This is a genomic window from Colwellia sp. MB02u-6, assembly GCF_014077095.1.
Lineage (GTDB): Bacteria > Pseudomonadota > Gammaproteobacteria > Enterobacterales > Alteromonadaceae > Cognaticolwellia.
Map to the genome: position 1 here is coordinate 549164 of NZ_JACGVG010000027.1, position 20030 is coordinate 569193.

General features: G+C 38.1%; 19 protein-coding genes. 9 read left to right on the top strand and 10 right to left on the bottom strand.

Annotated elements, in window-relative coordinates; translation table 11 throughout:
• Window positions 1-303: 303 nt before the first annotated feature.
• Together H4J46_RS04800 and H4J46_RS04805 are read right to left on the bottom strand one after the other, a co-directional pair.
• Entirely contained in the window at window positions 304-1089 is a 786-nt protein-coding gene (locus H4J46_RS04800) for a slipin family protein (RefSeq protein ID WP_182232375.1), read from the bottom strand.
• Complete coding sequence (locus H4J46_RS04805) at window positions 1073-2497, bottom strand: nodulation protein NfeD (protein ID WP_259365681.1); 1425 nt, start codon at window positions 2495-2497, stop codon at window positions 1073-1075. Before H4J46_RS04805 ends, H4J46_RS04800 begins: the two co-directional genes overlap by 17 nt.
• A gap of 259 nt (window positions 2498-2756) precedes the next feature.
• Here H4J46_RS04805 and H4J46_RS04810 point away from each other — a divergent pair, with 259 nt between their 5' ends.
• From H4J46_RS04810 to H4J46_RS04820, 3 genes are all read left to right on the top strand, one after another.
• The gene (locus H4J46_RS04810; protein ID WP_182232376.1) at window positions 2757-3371 is read left to right on the top strand and encodes a DsbA family protein; all 615 of its coding nucleotides are present in this window, start codon (window positions 2757-2759) and stop codon (window positions 3369-3371) included.
• Window positions 3372-3711: 340 nt separating this feature from the next.
• On the top strand, window positions 3712-4782 hold the full coding sequence (locus tag H4J46_RS04815; RefSeq protein ID WP_182232377.1) for a beta-ketoacyl-ACP synthase 3: 1071 nt from the start codon (window positions 3712-3714) through the stop codon (window positions 4780-4782).
• 66 nt (window positions 4783-4848) lie between these two features.
• A complete protein-coding gene (locus H4J46_RS04820; RefSeq protein ID WP_182232378.1) occupies window positions 4849-5238 on the top strand; it encodes an acyl-CoA thioesterase in 390 nt (129 codons plus the stop codon).
• A 244-nt stretch (window positions 5239-5482) separates the two neighbouring features.
• On the opposite strand, the gene H4J46_RS04825 is transcribed toward H4J46_RS04820, so the two are convergent.
• The 4 genes from H4J46_RS04825 to H4J46_RS04840 form a co-directional block, all read right to left on the bottom strand.
• Window positions 5483-5686, bottom strand: coding sequence for a hypothetical protein (locus tag H4J46_RS04825; protein ID WP_182232379.1), 204 nt, complete (start codon window positions 5684-5686; stop codon window positions 5483-5485).
• A gap of 86 nt (window positions 5687-5772) precedes the next feature.
• Complete coding sequence (locus H4J46_RS04830; protein WP_182232380.1) at window positions 5773-6015, bottom strand: hypothetical protein; 243 nt, start codon at window positions 6013-6015, stop codon at window positions 5773-5775.
• 82 nt (window positions 6016-6097) lie between these two features.
• The gene (locus H4J46_RS04835) at window positions 6098-7075 is read right to left on the bottom strand and encodes a methylenetetrahydrofolate reductase (RefSeq protein WP_182232381.1); all 978 of its coding nucleotides are present in this window, start codon (window positions 7073-7075) and stop codon (window positions 6098-6100) included.
• A 154-nt stretch (window positions 7076-7229) separates the two neighbouring features.
• Window positions 7230-8195 carry a tRNA-dihydrouridine synthase gene (locus H4J46_RS04840; protein WP_182232382.1) on the bottom strand — a complete coding sequence of 322 codons (966 nt, stop codon included), beginning with the start codon at window positions 8193-8195 and terminating at the stop codon, window positions 7230-7232.
• A 561-nt stretch (window positions 8196-8756) separates the two neighbouring features.
• On the opposite strand from H4J46_RS04840, the gene H4J46_RS04845 reads away from it, so the two are divergent.
• The 3 genes from H4J46_RS04845 to H4J46_RS04855 all read left to right on the top strand — a co-directional run bounded on the left by H4J46_RS04845 (window position 8757) and on the right by H4J46_RS04855 (window position 10277).
• Window positions 8757-9134 carry a hypothetical protein gene (locus H4J46_RS04845; RefSeq protein WP_182232383.1) on the top strand — a complete coding sequence of 126 codons (378 nt, stop codon included), beginning with the start codon at window positions 8757-8759 and terminating at the stop codon, window positions 9132-9134.
• 133 nt (window positions 9135-9267) lie between these two features.
• Window positions 9268-9933, top strand: coding sequence for an SDR family oxidoreductase (locus tag H4J46_RS04850; protein WP_182232384.1), 666 nt, complete (start codon window positions 9268-9270; stop codon window positions 9931-9933).
• A gap of 50 nt (window positions 9934-9983) precedes the next feature.
• Window positions 9984-10277: an MGMT family protein gene (locus tag H4J46_RS04855; RefSeq protein ID WP_182232385.1), complete on the top strand. Its 294-nt coding sequence runs from the start codon at window positions 9984-9986 to the stop codon at window positions 10275-10277.
• 329 nt (window positions 10278-10606) lie between these two features.
• Here the strand turns inward: H4J46_RS04855 and H4J46_RS04860 are convergent, their stop codons facing one another.
• Complete coding sequence (locus H4J46_RS04860; protein ID WP_182232386.1) at window positions 10607-12016, bottom strand: NAD(P)/FAD-dependent oxidoreductase; 1410 nt, start codon at window positions 12014-12016, stop codon at window positions 10607-10609.
• A gap of 759 nt (window positions 12017-12775) precedes the next feature.
• Here H4J46_RS04860 and H4J46_RS04865 point away from each other — a divergent pair.
• A complete protein-coding gene (locus tag H4J46_RS04865; protein WP_182232387.1) occupies window positions 12776-14113 on the top strand; it encodes an amidohydrolase in 1338 nt (445 codons plus the stop codon).
• Between the two features lie 612 nt (window positions 14114-14725).
• On the opposite strand, the gene tpx is transcribed toward H4J46_RS04865, so the two are convergent.
• Window positions 14726-15370 (bottom strand): thiol peroxidase, encoded by a 645-nt coding sequence (tpx, locus tag H4J46_RS04870; RefSeq protein WP_182232388.1) that lies wholly within the window; start codon window positions 15368-15370, stop codon window positions 14726-14728.
• A gap of 215 nt (window positions 15371-15585) precedes the next feature.
• On the opposite strand from tpx, the gene H4J46_RS04875 reads away from it, so the two are divergent.
• Window positions 15586-16668, top strand: coding sequence for a response regulator (locus H4J46_RS04875; RefSeq protein ID WP_182232389.1), 1083 nt, complete (start codon window positions 15586-15588; stop codon window positions 16666-16668).
• Between the two features lie 2 nt (window positions 16669-16670).
• Window positions 16671-17630: a diguanylate cyclase gene (locus H4J46_RS04880; protein ID WP_182232390.1), complete on the top strand. Its 960-nt coding sequence runs from the start codon at window positions 16671-16673 to the stop codon at window positions 17628-17630.
• Window positions 17631-17752: 122 nt separating this feature from the next.
• Here H4J46_RS04880 and H4J46_RS04885 read toward each other — a convergent pair whose 3' ends face one another.
• Together H4J46_RS04885 and H4J46_RS04890 are read right to left on the bottom strand one after the other, a co-directional pair.
• A complete protein-coding gene (locus H4J46_RS04885; RefSeq protein WP_310650206.1) occupies window positions 17753-18064 on the bottom strand; it encodes a VanZ family protein in 312 nt (103 codons plus the stop codon).
• 56 nt (window positions 18065-18120) lie between these two features.
• A complete protein-coding gene (locus H4J46_RS04890; protein ID WP_182232391.1) occupies window positions 18121-19782 on the bottom strand; it encodes an amidohydrolase in 1662 nt (553 codons plus the stop codon).
• Window positions 19783-20030 lie beyond the last annotated feature (248 nt).

Below are 20030 nucleotides of genomic sequence, written 5' to 3' on the forward strand. Positions count from 1 at the left end.
AGCGCTTGGCTGTCGGAATTAAATAATGATCAATATTAACCAGTACACAACTAGTATGATTCAAAAAACATACTGCCTGCTGTGTTTTAGATCAAGTTTATAGGCGTATAAAATAAGTTGCTTTACGAACAATATACGGCCAATTAGTTGCTGTTTAGTGGTTTTTATTAGCTGTTTAATAGACAGTTTACTGTTTCAATATTATGGTTTAGAAGCTAATGTTATTACGGAGAGTTAACCCCTTGTTATAAGAGATTAACGTTAATATTATAATAATGAGTAAAGATAATAGCCTGTGTTTTTCTATTGTCCTTTGGTTGTTTTGTCTGTTGATTTAAGAAGACCGCTGATCAACTCCATGGGTAAAGGGAAAATAATAGTAGAATTTTTCTCGCCAGCAATTTCTGTTAAGGTTTGTAAATAACGTAGCATGATCGCATCAGGCTCTTTGGCCAGTTGATTGGCAGCTTGGGTCAGGTGAGTTGACGCTTCTAATTCCCCTCTAGCATGAATAACTTTGGCTCGACGAGTTCTTTCTGCTTCCGCTTGTCTGGCAATAGCGCGGATCATAGTTTCATTTAAATCAACGTGTTTAATTTCAACATTAGATACTTTTATACCCCAACTGTCGGTTCTGACATCTAAAATGGTTTGTATATCAGCATTTAACATGTCTCGATTTGCGAGCATTTCGTCTAATTCATGTTGGCCTAACACCGAACGTAAGGTGGTTTGTGCAAGTTGAGACGTTGCCTGTAAATAGTCTTCGACATTGATAATCGCTTTTTGTGGGTCAATAACTCGAAAATAAATAACCGCATTAACTTTTACTGAGACATTATCGCGGCTGATAACGTCTTGGCTGGGTACATCCATCACCACGATACGTAAATCGACTTTTACCATTTGTTGGATAAAGGGAATAACAAGAATAAAACCAGGCCCTTTCACTTTATAAAATCGTCCAAGTAAAAAAATCACCCCACGCTCATATTCTCGTAAAATTCTAAAAGCACTGAAAAAAAAGGCAATAAGTAAAAATATAATTGAGCCGGTGAATAATTCTGAATTATTAAATAGTGAAGTCATTATCTTGCTCCTTAGTTGTTGTGTTTATTGTGGGCGCTAAAACAAGGGTTAGGCCATTAATTGCTTGCACTTTTACTTGTTGACTTTTTTTTAAGGCCAGCGGACTACTAGCCGCCCAACGCTCGCCATTAAACAGCACATAACCCTTTTCAGTGAAGTCATTTTCCACCGTAACCCAAGCATTAATTATTTCTTCTTGGCCACTGACGATTTTATTTTTTCGTGCTCGGTAGATAAAACCCAAGGCAAAGACAATAAAGAGTGCAGAGACAAAAGCAAAACTGGCAATTAATGGCAGTGAAATTTTAAATTGCTCAAGCTTAGTGTCGAATAAAAATATCGAGCCTAAAACAAATGCGCCAATACCGCCGAGGCCAAAAATACCAAAGCTTGGTATCAGTGATTCCATCACCATGAGTGTTACGCCTAACAATAGCAGGGCAACACCCGCAAAATTCAGGGGTAATAACTGCAGGGCATATAAAGCGATAAGTAATGATATACCGCCGACAATGCCGGCTATGCCTACACCAGGACTATAGAATTCTAATAACAAACCATAAATACCCAGTAGCATTAAAATATAGGCAATATTAGGGTCGGTAATGGTGGCAATAAATTGGCTACGCCAGTCTGGTTTTTTGCTTAGTATTTCAGCGCCTTGTAAGGATAACTTAATGTTTTGCTGTTTTATCGCTACCCGCTGACCCTCTAGTTTATTTAATAACACTTGTGGCGACTGAGCGATTAAGGTGATGACATTTTCTTTTAGTGCTTCTTTCGCTGTTAATGTTGCCGCTTCTGTAACGGCTTTTTCAGCCCATAGTTCATTACGAGAACGTAATTGTGCGAGTGAACGAATATAGGCAATGGCATCATTTAATACCTTGTTCTCCATCGCAGAAGGTACGTTTTTTTGTGTTTTATCTTCTGCTGGTGGCGTCATTGGCCCCGTAATATTAACTGGTGTCGCAGCGCCCAGAGTGGTGGCGGGAGCCATGGCAGCAATATGACAAGCATAAAGTATGTAAGTACCTGCACTCGCTGCGCGTGCTCCTTGTGGATAAACTAAACAGGCGATTGGAATAGTAGAATTTAAAATACTCTTATTAATGTCACGTAGGCTAGCACTTAAGCCACCTGGAGTATCGAGTGTGATAATAATTAAAGGAATGTTATTGGCCATATTAGCGCTGTTTATTTCTCGCACTAAATAGTCACTGACGGCAGGCCCGATAGCACCTTTGATGGTCAATAGCGGCACAACTAAAGTGTTTGCGTTAATACTTATCTCTTGCTGAAGGCTATTGGCTACTGGCTTTAAATACGGTGTTTCTGCTGTTCCTAAGGCATGCATTGAGAGCAAAGCACAATATAAAACCAAGAATATTCTGCACAATTTACACATAACAGATTCCATTAATCACTGAATTATGAGTTTAGTTGTACTTGGTCAATATCTCTAACTTGTGTTGGGAAATGCTGATAAAGATCAGTAGCTCTTAGTTGTTAACGAAAAATACACCTTTATTCAAAGTGTTTTAATGCTTGAGCAATAATAAATGTTGCTTCATATCTTAATGTAGACTTTAGATAATAGCTTTATAATGAAATATTAGATTAAAGTTAGTATGCTAGTTGGTACAACTACAACTCCCTGATCTAAAATGAATATGACCTCTACTTTATATTATATTTATGACCCGATGTGCAGCTGGTGTTGGGGTTATGCACCTACTTGGCATCGACTGCAACAAGAACTTACGCCACATATTGATATTAGCTATGGGCTTGGTGGTTTAGCACAAGATTGCGATGAAATTATGCCAGACGAAATGCAAAATTTTTTACAGCAAACTTGGCGAAATATTTCTGAGCAACTTGGTACAGCATTTAATTTTGATTTTTGGCGCGATTGTCAGCCAAGGCGCTCTACCTTTCCGGCTTGTCGCGCTGCACTCATTGCAAGAGCTAGCAATAAAGAACAAAGCATGCTGACAGCTATTCAGCATGCTTATTATTTACAGGCCAAAAATCCATCTGATATCGATACCTTACATAAGTTAGCGATTGAAATTGGCTTGGGTGGCAATGATTTTTTGCAACAAATGAACAGTCAACAGCTTGATAAGGCTCTGAAAAAAGAAATTATCCAGATGAGTACGATGCCGATTAACGGTTTTCCTGCGTTAGTTTTAGTTAACAACCAAACGCTTATCAATATTCCCATTGATTATAAAGATTGGCGCAATAGTTATGCGTTAATAATGGCGAAACTTTAGTTTCAAAAATTTTAAAATTAACGGTTCAACTTTATATCACTAGAACCTCCCTAAAAGGATTAAGTCTTTCCTTATTATTTGCTCATTGTTTCCTTCTTGTAAAAAATAATACAATAATTTTCAGGGAGGAAAGAAGGAGGACGGCAGGAGAGATAAAAATGCTGACTTTTTAGCAGGTATTTAATGCTAGCCTTTATCGACTGACCAAATTTTAAATCAACTTGATGTAAATACAGTAAATAGCCGTTAATATACTGTTTTTTTGTAGTATGATGTGGTCATAAAAAAAGACTATTCTTTGCTTTTTAAAAGTAAAAATAACAGCAAAATAAGGCTTCCTATGACATACGCAGCAATTACCGGTTGGGGCAAATGCTTACCGCCTGCTATTCTTACCAATGATGATTTAGCAACGTTTTTAGAAACAGATGACCAATGGATAACTTCTCGCACAGGTATGAAAGAGCGAAGAATTTCTCATGTTACCGTCAGTGAGTTAGCCCATGTTGCCTGTGCGAGAGCATTAGCTGCTGCAGGTAAAACTGCCAAAGATGTTGAATTGATTGTTTTTGGCAGCACCACCTTTGATCAGATTTGTCCTAACGCAGCCTCGAACGTCCAGCGTTTACTAGGAGCTGAGAATGCCGCTTGTATCGACGTTAGTACCGCTTGTACTGGTGGCATGTATAGCTTAAGTGTTGCAACGTCTATGATAAAAAGTGGTGTGGTTAAATCAGCGCTGGTTATTGGAGCTGAGACCATCTCGCCCATTATGGACTGGAGTAATCGTGATGTTGCTGTCTTATTTGGTGACGGTGCAGCAGCGCTTTACTTGGAAGAAAGTGCAGAAGAAACTGGTGTTATAACGCAAGCTTTAGGTTGTTATGGCGAATCTCGAGATATTCTTGCTGTTGAAGGTTGGGGCATGAAATATGCTAATAAAGGACGTTTGCTTGGGCAGTCTAATTGGGCGTTTTTAGGTCCCGATATTTTTAAAAAAGCGGTTTCAGGTATGGCGCAGGCCTGTGAAAAAGCACTAGCACAAGCGCAACTTAGTGCTGACCAAATGGCCAGTGTTGTTCCTCATCAAGCAAATTTACGTATTATTGATACCCTAGTAAAACGTCTTAAAATGGACAAAGAAAAGGTATTTATCAACATTCATAAATATGGCAACATGTCAGCGGCAACCACCTTAGTGGCCTTTGTAGAAGCGATAGAAGAAGGCTTTATTGCAAAGCAATCTTATGTGTTACTTCCAGCTTTTGGTGGTGGTTTAACATGGAGCGCTCATGTGGTGAAATGGGGTGATAGAACACACGCATTATCAACAACCGATGTTGACTTACCTGAATGTAAGCAGTCTGGCTTGGAACTAGTTCAAGACATCATTGCTGGCAAATCTTTGTAAAAAATTAATTTTGTTTACAAGCCAACATTACTTTGAGTTGGCTTGTAGCTATAAATAAGGATACCTATGCGCTTTTTATCTCGTCGGTTAATTTTGCCTAATGATTTAAATTATGCCAATTCACTCTTTGGAGGCAGGGCATTAGCTTGGATTGATGAAGAAGCTGCTATATATGCTATTTGCCAACTAGAAACAAACTGTTTGGTTACTAAGCATATTGGCGCAATAAACTTTGAATCGTCGGCACAACAAGGTGACATTGTTGAGTTTGGTTTATCAACTAAAGCGGTTGGAAGGTCGTCGATTACCATTACATGTATTATGCGTAATAAGGTGACGAAAAAAACAATATGCTTGGCGGATGATATCGTTTTTGTTCAGGTCGATCCTGAATCCAAACAGCCGATCCCACATGGTAAAACCTTGGCTTCTTTAACTGAAGATTTGGAAAGTTAATATGTTTGGTTAATCTAAAAAGCCCTTAGTAACTGCTTTATAAATCATTAGAATGTATCACATCTACTGTCAACTCTACCTCGCTATTGAAGCGCTAAAACCTACCCTTATTTAGTGGTTTTGGTGTGGTAATACTAAATTAAGCACCAAACACAATAAGTGAAGTACATTGCAATATAGTGATGCAGGCGGTGTATTTATTTATTAGGTATTTATCTGATCAGATAGTTAGTTGTAGTTGTGTTTATTCAGTTTCATCAGTGAGAAATTGCTGATAGCTATCAACAGCAAAATATCGAATAGACTTTTTTAGCGTGACTTTTTTCGCAATAAGTTGATCATTTCGATATAATTTTACGACCTGCTTTTCACCATTTACATCACTTTGATAACCATGAAGTGGATTTTTTTGTAAGTTTTCAAATTCGGTTCTCATGATTAATTTCATATTAACACTTGATCCTTTTGGTCATGACCATAATCACCACCATCATAATTACCAATAGCAAAAACTTGTAGTTTAGAGTTTGTAGCTTAGAGTTTATTAATCTCTTTTTGTACGCTATAGCCTTCATCGGTGACAATTTTTTCTAGCACTTGCATACGTTCTTCAAGTGCTTGTACTTGTTTTGTCATCGCTACAGCTTGTTCATTACTTTGGCTGTTGTGGTCTAAGGTTTTGGCTTTAAATTCTAAATGTTTTTTGTACATGTCGAATATTACCCCAAAGCCAACTGAAATAAATACAATTAACACAACCATCGCTGTACCTGACATATGTTAAGTCTCCTCTACTTTGTAATTGAAATAAATAATATTTCAATTAAGCATAGCGTATAACGATGAGAAAAATGCTTAATCAATCAGTAAAAAGTCCACTGAGCTCTTGTTTAGCTAAATAATTATCCATGGTGGAACGCAAGAGTTTATAAAGTAATATTGAACCGTCAATCTCTTCTTTACGGTTGGTTAAACTCTCAATATTAAGCCCTAAAGGTACTTTGTAGGGTAATACCGCATCAAGTATCTGAACTAGTGTATTGCTGCAAATTCTAATTGATTCGTATAACGGCCGGTCAGCATTTAAAATGCGTAAACTTGTTGCTTCAGGAACACTGACACCTAACCATTCAATAAACGCTAAGGTTTTTTTACTACCACAAGGAGAGAAAGTTAAAATAATACGTTGTGGCTTTATACCTTGTTGCTGACATTCAATGGCATAGCGCGTCAACATATCAATGGTTGCTTGGGCATTGTAAATGGCTTGCGAGATAAAGAAATTGCAACCTTGCTGGTGTTTTTCAATTAATTTTACATGTTCGTTGCCTTTATTTGCATGGCGCTCAGCAATAGTAATACCACCAATAAAAAAGTTATTTTCATTGTTTACTAAGGTTTTATAGGCTTCCCCTAAAGGCAGACTAATATTATTTTGCTGTGAAGGGCTTCCAACCAGCACAATGTCGCGAATACCATATTCATGCCAGGCTTCATTAGCCCACTGATTAAAAGCATCCCCGTTTGATTGCACGACACTCTTGTAAGTAATCACCGGCCGGTTTGACTTTTGCTGTAAAAGTGAAGAGTAAAGTCGAGGATCATGCGTCGACTTAAAAGGAAAAGGCCGTGGTTTTGAGGTCCGTGAATCCTCATTTTGAATGTCATAAACAATTAAACCGTCAAAGTCGATGTCGCTTACACGCTCAAGTAGTTTATCGGCAATGGTTGATACTTGCTTAATGGGTGTATCACTTTTAGGCGGGGTTGTGCCGATAAAGTAGACACCACGATTAACGTCGTTATATCGTGCTCTTAACTCTGAACCGTTCTTCACTATCGTTACTTCTTATTTAAGGTAAGTTAATGGTCTTTAATAACAATTATCTTACCTTGTTGCATGATAAAAATCTGCGTTAGTCTAATAATAGTTTTATCAACATTATAGCTAATGTTGATAAGGCGTGGGTTTAGTACGTTCGATTCATTTTTTATATCGATGCGGCGATATCTATTTGATGAAGAATTTCATCTTTATCTTTTAATCTTTTGATATTGTTAAATAAGGTATCTGCTTGTGGGTATTGTAACTTTAAATAACGCAACCATTGTTTTAAACGACTTGAAAAATAAAAGCTCTTATTACCTTTTAAATCGAATTCACTATTACTTATTAACAACAAGCTTAGTTCAGACCAAGGCATAGGTTTTTCATCAAACTTAATCACATTGGCTAAGTTGGGTAGGGCTAATGCGCCACGCCCTAGCATTAGGTTGGGTGTTTGGCTCTGAGTTATGCAGTTAGCAGCATCACTTTTACTCCAAATTTCACCGTTAGCAAATATCTCAAGAGCGTATTTTTGTCTTATTTGACCAATAAAGTGCCAATAAGCAGGAGGTCGGTAGCCATCTTGCTTGGTGCGAGCATGAATGGTTAATTGGTCAACTCGAGCTGACTCGATGGCACTAACAATTTCATCTAGCTTGGAAGCATCGTTAAAGCCTAACCTAATTTTCGCTGATAAAGTTGCATCAAGGCCAATCGCGGCTCTCATTTTAGCCATTATTTGGTAGATTTTTTCTGGCTCGTTCAGCAAAACAGCACCGCCTTTACTTTTGTTAACAGTTTTAGCTGGGCAACCAAAATTAACATCAATACCGTGTGAGCCCATGTCTAATGCCCTGACCGCATTTTCAGCCATCCAATTGGGCTCTTGGCCGAGTAACTGAATTCTCAAAGGTGTACCACTTTGAGTTCTGCAGCCATTCTCTAGTTCAGGACACATTCTTCTAAAAACATGCTCAGGCATTAAGGCGTCAACTATACGAATAAATTCTGTTATACAAAAGTCATAATTATTTAGGGATGTTAGTGTCTTACGCATTAACTCATCGGCAACACCTTCCATAGGTGCTAGGATTATTTTTTTTACTTTGTTTTCTATTAGGGTATGCATACGTTATTAGCTGTAATATTTGAGGCGGTAGACGTTATTCAATGGTGTTTTATTAAATACCTTATGCTAAGAGCAAGCTGTGCTCTCAACAGGCAACCCACTTTAGCTGCCATTAATGTTGATTTACCCAAGGGTAATCATCTGGCAATAATAACATTAAGCGCACCATAACAACTAAAAATAAATAGCAGGCTACTTATTTATCTTCTATTTTTTTGAGTGTTGAAAATCACTCAAATCTAATGTGTTTTTGTGATAAAAAATCAAGTGAGCTTAGTCTATGCTTACGTAATTTTTTTTGACAAAAAGAGAATGATAATCAATCATGTTAACTACATTTTGCTACCAAAAGTGATTAATGCAGCAGTTAAATAGGTGAGTCTTTTACTTGTGGTTTCATTTAGATAAAGCTAATCTTAACGGTGTTGTAGATACAAAATTTCTTTAAATTAATATAAAAAAATTACAGCGCTTGAAATTTATTCACATCCAGTATGGTCTTTGTTAATAGCTATACCTAAGAGATGTAGTATCTAAATAAAAAATTAAAAGGAAAGTATAATGAAATTAATTAAAAAATCATCAATTGCGGCTTTATTAAGCTTATTTGTATTAACTGTTGCGGCAACCATGCCAGCGCAAGCAGAAACCAACCCATTTGCTGTGCAAAATGTCATGACTATAGTATCTGCTGACGGGCACGAGAATGGTAAGTGCGGCGAAGGCAAATGTGGTGAAGGTAAAGCCAAAGCTAAAACCGAAGGTAAGTGTGGCGAAGGCAAAGCTAAAACCGAAGGCAAGTGTGGTGAAGGCAAAGCTAAAACTGAAGGCAAGTGTGGCGAAAGTAAAATGAAGGCCAAAGCCAAAGGTAAATGTGGCGAAGGCAAATGTGGTGAAGGTAAGGCTACAAAAGCTAAAGAAGGTAAGTGTGGCGAATAAGCTCACTGCTTAGTAAATAAGTCTAACGCTTAGTCAATAAGCTTGATAGCATATTAGAAACCACTTCATTGAAGTGGTTTTTTAGTTTTAATGATTTAAGACCAATTAAAATGTTTAAGTATAAGGAAAGTCAATGAACAATAATATTGTGATTACCGGTGCGAATAGAGGCATAGGTTTAGCCATGTGTATGCACTTTAAGGCACAAGGAGATCGTGTCTTTGCGCTGTGTCGAAAAACTTCAGTTGAGTTAACCGCGCTTGATGTCAATATCATAGAAGATATCGATGTAACAAGTGATTTGGGTATAGCAAACATGGTCTCTGGATTAAAGCATCTCGACATTGATGTATTGGTGTGTAACGCGGGTATTTTAAGGGATGAAAGTTTAGCCAATCTCGATCTAAACACGATACGAGAGCAGTTCGAAGTCAATGCTCTAGCACCGCTAAGAGTGGTTGCTAGTTTGCAAAAGCAGCTTAACCAAGGGGCAAAAGTAGCACTTATTACCTCAAGAATGGGCTCTATTGCCGATAATGACTCAGGTGGTCGTTATGGTTACAGAATGTCCAAGGCGGCTTTAAATGCGGCTGCCATGTCGTTGAGTCATGACCTTGCCAGTAATAAAGTAGCTGTTGGTATATATCATCCTGGTTATGTCCAAACAGAGATGGTTAATTATGGTGGTGATATTAGCGCGAGTGATGCGGCTAAAAAGCTAGTTGCATTAATTAATCAATTAACCTTGGCACAAAGTGGTATTTTTAAACACTCCAATGGTAGTGTTTTGCCTTGGTAATTAAGCACAATATAAGCTCAACTGTTGGTAAACTGGTTAGTATTAAGCATATGAAAATTTGGCAAGCTGTTCTGGCTATTCCTACGGGAAAAGTCGCCTGCTATGGCCAAGTTGCTGATTTATCCGGTTTACCTGGCAGCGCTCGGTTAGTAGGAAAAGTGTTAGCTGCTTTGCCAATTAATGGCCAGTATGGGCAAACCGTGCCTTGGTATCGGGTGATTAATGCTCAAGGTAGAATTTCATTTGCAGCCGGTAGTGAGAATTTTGCTCGACAACGTGACTTACTACAAGCTGAGCAAGTGTTGGCTATAGGGGCGCGTATCAAATTAAAAGACTTTCAATAGCAACCTGATTTAGCAGAATTGTTGTTTGTTTTAGCGCATTAGCTATTGTCTACAATTAAAAGCAACTGAGTTAACTAATGAATCTAAGCTGCCTTATCGTGGTGAGTAATAAATGGCTACGAACGAACTGCAAGTGGCTTAAGAATAAATATCACCTTTAACGGCTATTTTTAAGAATCTAACCCCTGATGAGTGTCGTTTTCAGTGCCTGAGAGTTATCCCCCAGCCTCAGTAATTTAATGATGAAAAGGACCACTAGTTCTCTTGTTTTCGCTAGTGGATTTTTTCTTTGCGTTGGTATTATTAGCATTGCCTTTGTCGAGCCTGCTTTAACCTTTACTATATTTGGTTAAATTTTTCTGGGTAACTAAGTCAGTATGGCTAACGCCAAATTCTGCTTGGGCTAATTGCCACAATTTGTCATAAACAAAGTCGGCTTGCCAATATTTTTCAATATTGGGGATTTGCATTATTTTCTGCATAATCTCTTGCTGAATATCACCCAGTGCTAAGGCCTGAGAATAAGGCAGTAAGGGTGAAAAGGTCACCATAGTATACAGCGGAGTCCAAAGTGTAGGATGGCGTTGATGAAATTCTGCTTCTATTTTTTTCTGTAATAAAAACCTTGCCTGACCTGATAATTCACTCATTTCAACAAAATTTCGTTTCGCTAACTCACTAATAGCATCAGCATTTATTTTTCTAGCCACTTGATAAGCTGGAAAAATTTTTGACCAGTCTTGCTGATATTCAGTAATTAACTCGTCTAATACTCGACAATCTTCAAAACCACAATTCATGCCTTGACCATAAAAAGGCACCATGGCATGAGCTGCATCACCAATTAACGCGACAGTATTATTGATAACCCAAGGGTCAACATTAAGCAGAAATAATGAACTGGCGGTTTTATTGAGAAAGTTATCTATTGGATTTTCCATTAAAGGTAGTACATCAGCAAAATTTTTTGTAAAAAACGCAGCCACCTCAGCGCGGTTTGTTAACGAAGAAAATGAAACCTCACCTTCAGAGTCTAGAAATAAGGTGCAAGTGAAAGAGCCGTCAGGGTTGGGTAAGGCAATCAGCATAAAGGTTTTACGGGGCCAAATATGTAAGGCGTTTTTGGCTATTTTAAATGAACCATCATCATTGGCTGGAATGTTTAATTCCATATAGCTTTGTGGCATATAAGACTGGCTATAACTGAAATGTGGCGTGTCTTGTGCTAGGCGACGCACTTTTGAGAAAGCGCCATCGGCACCAAATAAAATATCTGCTGATATTTTTTCAAGGTTATGATCATGGCTAAAGCTAGCACTTGCATCGCTAAAATCAAGATCAACTAAGCGTTGTTCAAATCTAACGTTTATTAAGGGCTCTTGCTCAGCTAAATTAAGTAGCTGCTCATTAATACCCGAACGAGAAACTGACCAAATAGCTTGGTCTTCTTGACCATATGCTTGTTCGGTAATCGTACCATCAATGGCATGCATTACACGCTTATGCATAGCAATGGCATGCTGTTTAATCTCTGCTTCAATACCAACAGCTGCTAATGCCAGCCACCCCCGATCAGACAAAGCAATGTTAATCGACTTACCCTGATAAATATTATGGTTACGCGAGTCAGGTCGCGATTCAAATAAATTAACGGCATAACCATGTCGAGCTAAAAGTATGGCAAGTAAAGTACCAACTGGGCCTGCACCGGCAATGGTTATTTTCTCTTTGACTGACATTAGATGAATTCCTTGAATATTCTGACCAAATGATAAATATCTTGAAAACTATTGTATAACGACAGGGGCGCAACACAAATAACAATAGGTGTGCGTCCATCAGTGCTATCACTCAACCGCGAAAGTGGTTAACTTGGGTATTTTCAATGTGTCTTTATTGTACAAAAAAGCCGGCCATAGCACCTGAACTGCTGTTGAGGTATTTACCCTTGTATCAGCAGGCAACATCGACTTGCCATTTATTCAATGATAACTCAATATTGTTGGCAGCATGAGTTATCATTGAATTTAACTTTCAGCACAATAAACAATTTAATATCAGCAACTTTTTTTATAAAAAAACTAGATTATTTCTTCTGGCGTTAGGTTGAGTTTTTGCAGGTTAATTAAGCTTTAATTGTTGTTAAAAAAATCTTATCCCCGAGGCTCATAAATCAAGAAGTAAACAAAGGTGTTATTAAACGCATATTCGTTAAGCGAAAGGGTGGTTAAAGACTCGATATGTCTGAGCTTTGTACAGCCAGTTGTCGCTTTAATTACCAACAATAATAAGATGATAATTAAACATAAATGGCTAGAGATTAAGGTCGCCTGTCGTCGAATCTAGGCAGATTAGCGAAAACAGCAAGACATTGATAATTAGCCTAGGTACATTAAGTTACATACCCGTTCCGTTTGTTATAACAATCAAGTCATTAATATTCTAAAGTGATTTGTTATAAAAATGGGATGATATTCGGCCAATCTATGGAGTTGAAAATGAAGCGTAAAACACTAGCAATCTTAATTGCGTCAGCACTCACAATCTCGTCTTTTGCGACGACTAACGTTTTAGCCTTTGAACAAGATATGGCTAACGATATTGCAAAAGATTATCAACAGCACTTAGCACCGTTATGGGATCATTTTCATCGTAATCCTGAATTATCATTAATGGAAACTAAAACAGCAAAACGTTTAGCGCAAGAATTGAGTGCTGTTGGTTATGAGGTTACTCAAGGTGTTGGTGGCACAGGTATTGTCGCGATAATGAAAAATGGCGAAGGCCCCATGGTCATGGTACGAGCCGATATGGACGGCTTGCCGGTAGTTGAGCAATCAGGCTTAGCTAATGCCTCAACCGTTAAAATGCAGAATTGGCATGACGAAACTGTTGGTGTTATGCACGCTTGTGGTCATGATGTTCATATGACAAGCCTAGTGGGAACTGGCCGCTATATGGCTGAAAATAAAGATAAATGGTCTGGCACTTTAATGCTTATAGGGCAACCTGCAGAAGAAAAGGGTCCAGGAGCGTCTGCGATGATGGCAGATAATTTATGGCAGCGTTTTGGTCAACCTGATTATGCTTTTGCTTTTCATGTTACCGCTAATTCAGAAGCGGGTAAGATAATTATAGATGAAGGCTCACCTTATGCTGGTGCGGATACGGTTGATATTACGGTACATGGTATTGGTGCTCATGGTGCTTCACCACATCAAGGTAAAGATCCTGTCGTGATTGGTGCTCAAATTGTCAATAACTTACAAACGATTATTAGTCGTGAGTTAGCGCCACGTTATGCGGGTGTTATCACAGTTGGTTCATTTCATGCTGGTACTAAGCATAATATTATTTCAGATAAAGCTAAGTTGCAGTTAACAGTACGCAGTTTAACACCAGAGGTACGTGAGCAGTTACTATCAGCAATTAAGCGCATTGCTATTGGTACAGCACGTACTGCAGGTGTGCCAGAAGATAAATTACCAGAAGTAGTGGTCAGTGAATTCGCTTATCCACCAACCTTTAATGATAAAAAATTGGCTAAGCGTTTGAAAAATTTATTAAATGAAAAAATGGGTGCTGACGCGCTATTAGAACCAGCAGAAACAGGGATGGGCGCAGAAGATTTTGGCTTTTTTACCACACAGCCTTATATTCCTAGTGTTTATTTTAAAGTCGGCGGCACGCCAAAAGCTGATTTTGCGCGCGCACAAGCTGGTGGCGCAGCTGTACCAAGTCATCATAGCCCGCAATTTAAAATAACCCCTGAGCCCGCAATTAAATCAGGTGTTGAAGCTACGGTACATGCGCTACTTGATGTTATGGCGAAATAACAAGCCTAGCCTTTAACTTGTCTTTATTGTGATACTGAAAAGTAAATGGTTCAGTATCACAATAAATTTAATCGTTAGCGCGGATTATATTGATATCGCTTTAGTGATAATCAAATAGCAACAACCTTTGTGCTGAGTCATGTTTGCTAACATTATGTAATACAAAGTTGACTAATTATCTGTTCATTTTTAAGGGACAAAATGAACAATACCGTGTGATAAAATTTATAAGTAGCATAACGACTGACTAAATTTGACACCTGGTATTTATCCATTTTTCTCATGAAAAAAGAGGTTAATTAAATAGCTATAAGTTGATGCTAAAAACAGCTAAAGCTGTGAATTTTGACATCTGAAATTAAACGTTTACAGAGTTTACTTGTGCCTTTCAATATCGAACAGTAGATTAATGCAGACCCTATCGGCGACTACACTATTAAAGATGTGATTAGTGTATTTAATTTCAAGAGCAAGGGGGGGGTATAGTTGAGTTATTGCTGTCTTAATTTTTATATCATTAACTTCTAATAATATAATTTTTATTTTACTCTTGTTAGTTGATGGGAGCTAATATTTTATATTGGTTCCCATCATGCTATCGCTTGAAAAGTGCTAGCCAGAATGCTCACTTGTTGTCGTTTTTATTGGTTGAACTGTTTGACTCATTGACCTTAACTTGGTTAATGCCGTGTCGTAATCTGGGTGTTGAGAAATATTGCCGACTAATTCTTTGTAAGCGATTTTTCCATCGACATCAATAATGAAAATAGCGCGTGTTAATAAGCCCATATCTTTAATAAGTAAACCATAATTATGACCGAAATTTCGCCAGACAGCATCAGATAACACTTTGATGTTTTTTACTTTTTCAGCTTTACAAAAACGTTTTTGAGCAAAAGGTAAATCATTGCTAATTGTTAACAGAACCACGTTTTCGGGTAAATTTGCTACTTCGTCATTAAAACGCTTAGTTTGAATAGAACAAACACCGGTATCTAAACTCGGTACAACTGAAATTAACACAGGTTTATGCTTAAATTCAGCTAAGGTAATGGGTGAAAAGGACTGAGTTACTACCTTAAAGTCAGGTGCTTGATCTCCTACTTTTACTTGATTGCCAAGTAAGGTAACGTACTTATTACCTGCCATGACTAAATTAGTCGTTTCTGTTAGTTCAGGTACAGAAATATCAGCGCTGGCTGAAGAGAAAAATACTGAGCTAAGTAAGGCAATTGCCGTTAATTTAAAAATATTCATAATTTCGATATTTACTTAAGGTAAACTAGAATTCAAGCTTACCTTTTTGTAAGAAAAAAGTGTATAAAGAATGCGAATTAATCGTGTTTTATTTTAAAAAAACCACTACTAAATATCATAGCATGAGTATGTACTAATCTTTTATTACTGAATATATCTTGCTGAAAATGTCACTTGAGTTATCTTTTGCTATCCCAACCTAGGGTTTTTCTGTTATGCCAACTTCTTTACTTATTTGTGATGACTCTACTATGGCGCGAAAACAAGTTGCGCGCTCACTTCCTGATGGTTGGGATGTTGATGTAACACTTGTCAGTAAAGGTGTTGAAGCCATAGCGGCAATTAAGGCAGGTAAAGGTGATATCTTATTACTTGATTTGAATATGCCAGAAATGGACGGCTATCAAGTACTAGAAACCATATTGAAACAAGACCTGCCAACCCTTACTATTGTTATATCAGGTGATATTCAACCTGATGCATATCAAAGAGTAAAGGGTTTAGGTGCATTAGGTTTTATTACAAAACCGATTGATAAAAGTAAACTTACTGAAGTATTGAGTGCTTATGGGGTTTTCAGTAAAGCAGAACTCATCATTGCTGAAAATGAAACAGCTAAACTGATAAATCAATCAACCGGACCGGTAAAAAGCGCATCAGTGAGAAAGCCTGCTGTGGCAGCAACACAGCAATCCATTACTAAAGTTGATAGTGAAATGCTTGATTGTTATCAAGAAATCACTAATGTAGCTATGGGGCAGGCAGGTAATTTACTCGCTCGTTTACTGGATGTTGTTGTTGTTTTACCCATTCCTAACGTTAATTTAATTGAAGTCAGTGAGTTAACCATGGCGCTTTCGGACGTTGAGAACAAAGATGAAACCTCAGGTATCTGTCAAGGTTTTATTGGTGCTGGCATCTCAGGCGAAGCACTTTTAATTCTTAATGACTCAAGCTTTAAAGACATTGCTTCTTTGATGAAATATGAACATAAATTAGATAAAAATATTGAGTTAGAGTTGTTAATGGACATGACTAACTTACTTATTGGTGCGTGTTTAAGTGGTATTGCAGAACAACTTGATATGTCCTTTAGTCAGGGCCATCCGGTCGTGTTAGGTCAACATAGGAAAATTTCTGAATTAATTGCGACAAATACTAATAAATGGAAGAAAACGCTCGCGATTGAAATTAGTTATAGTATCGAAAACTACCCTATTAAATTCGACCTACTGTTGCTCTTTACTGAACAATCGTTAGCCGTACTTAATCATAAAATAGCTTACTTGTTGGATTAATCATGTCATTACAAACTGAACAGTTGAACGAATTACATTGGATGATGGAAGTACTTCATACCATTGACGTTGGCCTGGTGGTACTTAATCGTGATTACACCATTCAAATTTGGAATGGTTTTATGGAAAACCACAGTGGCTTATTGCCGCGTGAAGTCAAAGGTAAGTTACTCTTTGATCTTTTTGACGAAATACCTCAAGACTGGTTTCGTCGTAAAGCGGAATCAGTTTTTTTATTAAAAAACAAAGCGTTTACCATTTGGGAGCAACGCCCTTATGTGTTCAAATTTAACAATTATCGCCCTATTACCGGTACTGCTGAGTTTATGTACCAAAATACAACTTTTATTCCTTTAAAGTCGACTAGGGGTGACGTTTCTCATTTATGTTTATTAGTTTACGACGTAACGGATAATGCCACCCAGAAAAAAGAATTGAAAAAAGCCAATGCGGATTTAGCTATCTTGAGCCAAACCGACGGCTTAACACAATTGTTTAATCGCAATCATTGGCAGCAATGTATAGCCGCGGAGTTTAAGCGCTATATGCGCAACCAACATACTAGTTGCTTAGTTATGTTAGACATAGATCACTTTAAGGATGTTAACGATAACTATGGTCATTTAGTGGGTGATGATGTGATTCGCCATTTAGCTAAATTGATCCGTGAACAAGCACGAGAAACTGATATTTCAGCGCGCTATGGCGGTGAAGAGTTTATTGTTTTATTGGCGGATACTCATGCAGAAGGTGGGCTAATATTTGCTGAGCGGCTGCGTAAAACAGTAGAAGAGTCAGTGGTTATTTATAATGACATTGAGATTCGATATACTATTAGCTTGGGGGTTGCGCAAGTTCAACCAAACTATAGTTCAGAAACACAGTGGCTTGAGCATGCCGATAATGCTTTATATCAATCTAAAGATAATGGCCGTAATAAAGCGATGATTTATCAAGAATAATGCTATAGCTAGTATTATGATGATAAAAAAAGCCCATTAGGGCTTTTTTTATCTTGGTGAAAGTACTAATGCTTTAGTTATTAAAAGCGTATTATAGTCGCTTAAAAATACCATAAGTTATATTAGGTTTTCTTTAGTGCAATTAATCTATGTAGCCCCTGCGCAATAATGATCGCTAATAGCACACCACCGGCGTTAGCCGCCATATCTAACCACTCACCATAGCGATTAACGTGTGGCTGAATCAATTCAATTAAGCCACTCCAGGTAATGAATAACAAGGCAAAGGCTAACCAATACTTAGGCCGACGTAGTGCAGCAGGTAACATTAAAGCGCAATAGGCAATAAAGTGGTGGGTTTTATCACTGCCAGGTACGCTGGGTAAATGCTGAGCAGGGTAGAGCGAAGCAACCGTTATTAGTACTAAGATCACGATGGTTATACCCAGCCAAAACTGCTTAATAAAGTTTGTTATTGTGATAATAGCCACTATTTTTGATAGACCAAATTGCCATTTACCCAAGTTTCATCCACCGATATTTGCCAGATATTTTGCTCAGGCATGGTAAATAAATTATTGTCGAGTAAAACAAAATCAGCTTTCTTGCCTTTGGTTAAGCTGCCAATGATGTTTTCTTGATGGCCAGCATAGGCAGCATCTAAGGTAAAACTTCTAAAAGCTTCTAGCGGTGTCATTTTCTGATCAGCAAACCAACCACCTTCAGGACTATTGGTATGATCTTGACGAGTAATTGAGGCATGTAGACCAAAAAATGGATTGGGTGATTCAACTGGAAAATCAGAACCAGCCGCAATCATTACCTCAGCATCGAGTAACTTTCTCCAGGCATAGGCGCCTAACATTCTGCTTGACCCAAGTCGGTTTTGTGCCATATTTTTATCACTGGTCGCGTGGGTTGCTTGCATGGCAGCAATAAGATCTAGCGCTGCAAAACGTGGTATATCTTCAAGTCGTAATACTTGTGCGTGTTCAACACGGTGACGTAATGCTTTGGTATTAGTTGTTTTGATCTGTTTTTCGTAGGTATCAAGTACCAGTTTATTCGCATTGTCACCAATGGCATGACTATTGACTTGATAGCCTTGGCGCATTGAAGTATTAACTAAATTTTCAAATTCTTTTGGGGTATTTAGCAGTAAGCCTTTATGACCTGGGTGGTCAGAATAATCTTCAATTAATGCCGCACCGCGACTGCCTAAGGCACCATCGGTTTGAATTTTAACGCTATTAAAGGTTAACATATCGTCTTTACTGCGATATTGACCGTTAGCTAAAGTTTGTTGCCACTTAGCCGACGGTAAATACAACATAGCATTAACGCGAATACTCATCGCTTGTTCTTGGCTGAGTTCTTTAAAAGCATTAAGGTTATCCGTGTCAATACCAGCGTCATGCACGCTAGTAAGGCCATAACTGGCAAGCGAGTCCATCGCCTTGACCAATACTTGTTTTTGCTGCTTGATGGTTAAAGGCGCAATACTGTCATTAATGAGTGCCATGGCATTATCGATAAAAACCCCTGTAGGTAGGCCATTCTTATCTTTAATAATCTCACCGCCTTCTGGTGATACTGTATCTTTTGTGATGCCCGCCAGCGCCATCGCTTTGGAATTTGCCCAGCCGGCATGACCATCAACACGTTCAAGCCAGACCGGTTGCTCGATAAAGTGCTTGTCTAAACTCTCTGCATTAGGGAAGGCATTGCTTGGCCATTGGGTTTGGTTCCAGCCACGACCTTGTATCCATGTCAGCCCTGCGTTGGCTTTGGCGTATGCTAAGGTCTTATTAACAGCGTCTTGCTCTGAAGCAGAGTTGACTAAATCTGCGCGTAATAGGCTTAAACCGTAGTTTAAAATGTGCCCATGTGAATCAATCAAACCTGGGATTAAGGTTTTTCCTTTACCATCAATCACGGTGAAATTTTTTGTGCTTGGTAGCGTGTCTGTTGCTGAATATATTTTATCGATTTTGTCATCAGTAAATGCAATAGCAGCGAAGCTTTCTAGCTCGCTGCCCGTTATGGTATAGCCTTGAATATTGGTAATTAACGTAGTTTTTGCCAACACTAGGGCTGGGCTCAATGTTGCGATGAGTATTGCCGATTTTATTGAGGTGGATAGTCTAATCATTGTATTCCCTTAATGTACCTTTTTATTATCACTAAATACTAACATGAAAAATAATGAAAACTTTAGCTGTTTTATCTATGGAGACCGAGCTTTTTAGGAGAAAAATGCCTAAAGGCTCTGAAAGGATAATAAGATAAAATCATAACCTTAGTTTAGGTTTTAAGTCGCTAGCACTATTGACGATTAACTTTTTTTGCTTGTGGTAGGGCTTATTAACACCTTTTTTTTGTTATAAAAGTCTGCGTCAT